Below are 2,262 nucleotides of genomic sequence, written 5' to 3'. Positions count from 1 at the left end.
TAGTGCGCTGGGTTATCGCTCGCCACGGGAATATCTGCGGCAGCGGGCTTGTAATGGGTTAAGTGATAACAGATGTCTGGAAATATAGGGGCAAATCCAGGCAGTATCATTTTTATCAAGACGAACATACGGTTTGGTCATCCTCTTCTCCTTTCGAGAGTCAGTGGTACGTCTGAAATCGATCAGACGCGATGCATTGCTCTGAAAGCATAGACGGGAAATATGAGTTTGCTGTGACCATGAAATTTTTCGACTGAACGAAGCGTATGAAATTTGTGTTAGTTCAATAAAAACAATCAGATGAGACTAATCATCTCTTCAGCATTAGCGTTATGAATGAGTAATATAAATCGATAATACCGCCGCTGGGATATCGCGTATTTTCACTCATTGACAATGTTTTGGCGGTGGCATGATGCGCATGAAATTTGAACTTCCTCACGGTTTTAATTCATGTCCACGTATACCCGGCCTGTCATGCTTTTGCTGTCTGGCCTGCTTTTGTTGACTCTGGCGATTGCGGTGTTAAATACACTCGTGCCGCTTTGGCTCGCCCAGGAACACATGTCCACATGGCAGGTAGGCGTTGTCAGCTCATCCTATTTTACCGGCAACCTTGTCGGTACATTGCTGACAGGGTATGTCATTAAGCGCATTGGCTTTAACCGCAGCTATTATCTGGCCTCCTTCATTTTTGCCGCTGGCTGTGCCGGCCTTGGCCTGATGATTGGATTCTGGAGCTGGTTGGCTTGGCGTTTTGTCGCGGGCGTCGGCTGTGCCATGATTTGGGTGGTTGTTGAGAGCGCGCTGATGTGCAGTGGGACGTCACGTAACCGTGGGCGTTTGCTTGCTGCGTATATGATGGTTTATTACGTGGGAACGTTTTTAGGCCAGTTACTGGTCAGCAAAGTTTCAACCGAGCTGATGTCCGTATTGCCGTGGGTTACAGGTTTGACGTTGGCAGGGATCTTACCGCTGTTGTTTACGCGTGTGCTGAATCAGCAGGCTGAAAACCATGATTCGACGTCAATTACGTCAATGCTAAAACTCCGTCAGGCGCGGCTTGGCGTGAATGGCTGCATTATCTCAGGAATCGTTCTGGGATCTCTATATGGCCTGATGCCGCTGTACCTCAATCACAAAGGGGTGAGCAATGCCAGCATTGGTTTCTGGATGGCGGTACTGGTCAGTGCGGGTATCCTTGGACAATGGTCGATTGGACGTCTGGCGGATAAGTTTGGTCGACTGCTGGTGTTGCGTGTTCAGGTCTTTGTCGTCATTCTCGGCAGTATCGCGATGCTTAGCCAGGCGGCGATGGCCCCAGCGTTATTCATCCTCGGTGCCGCTGGCTTTACGCTATATCCGGTGGCGATGGCATGGGCTTGCGAGAAAGTTGAACATCATCAACTGGTGGCGATGAACCAGGCCTTACTGTTGAGCTATACTGTGGGAAGTCTGCTTGGCCCGTCATTTACCGCTATGCTAATGCAGAATTTCTCCGATAATTTATTGTTTATCATGATCGCCAGCGTATCGTTTATCTATTTGCTGATGCTGCTGCGCAACGCCGGTCATACGCCGAAACCCGTTGCTCACGTGTAAATGAATTCAAGCAGAGTGTGAACTTACTGTTTCACACTCTGCTTTTTTGTTTCTTCTATCTGACTTGCTTTATTCCAAATTTTATTCGTTTAAAAATAAAATGTGCAGCAGGTTATAATTTTGCATTTCGCTATTTCCGCACTTCTTATTTGCCGCGCATAATCCCTCGTTTTACAGATGCCCCTATAATTTTGGCGAAGGATTTGTCTATGGCTGGGAATGTTCAGGAAAAACAGCTGCGATGGTACAACATTGCGCTGATGTCTTTTATCACTGTCTGGGGTTTTGGCAACGTTGTTAATAACTACGCCAACCAGGTGGATTTGCCCCTATATTTCCAGACATCTGTTATCACTTAACCCATTACAAGCCCGCTGCCGCAGATATTCCCGTGGCGAGCGATAACCCAGCGCACTATGCGGATGCCATTCGTTATAATGCTCGAACGCCTCTGCAAGGTTCTTTGCTGCCGTTAACCCGTCTGGTTTGGGCATGATACTGATGTAGTCACGCTTTATCGTTTTCACGAAGCTCTCTGCTATTCCGTTACTCTCCGGACTCCGCACCGCCGTGTTCTTCGGTTCAAGTCCCAACATCCGGGCGAACTGGCGTGTTTCATTAGCCCGGTAGCATGAACCATTATCCGTCAGCCACTCCACT

Annotated in this window: 2 protein-coding genes and 1 pseudogene; 2 read left to right on the top strand and 1 reads right to left on the bottom strand. The window is 48.2% G+C overall.

Features of this window, described 5'->3' with window-relative positions:
• Positions 1-453: 453 nt before the first annotated feature.
• Positions 454-1,602, top strand: coding sequence for an MFS transporter (locus BHE85_RS13415; protein WP_000109297.1), 1,149 nt, complete (start codon positions 454-456; stop codon positions 1,600-1,602).
• A gap of 17 nt (positions 1,603-1,619) precedes the next feature.
• Positions 1,620-1,919, top strand: a pseudogene (locus BHE85_RS27515) (amino acid permease); the annotation flags it as partial.
• Positions 1,920-1,931: 12 nt separating this feature from the next.
• On the opposite strand, the gene BHE85_RS13405 reads toward BHE85_RS27515, so the two are convergent.
• Positions 1,932-2,262 (bottom strand): integrase core domain-containing protein (locus BHE85_RS13405; protein WP_000321149.1); only part of this gene is annotated, 331 nt, incomplete at its 5' end.

The organism is Shigella sp. FC1567, from assembly GCF_001743015.1.
GTDB lineage: Bacteria > Pseudomonadota > Gammaproteobacteria > Enterobacterales > Enterobacteriaceae > Escherichia > Escherichia coli.
This window is presented reverse-complemented; position numbering and strand designations above follow the sequence as displayed.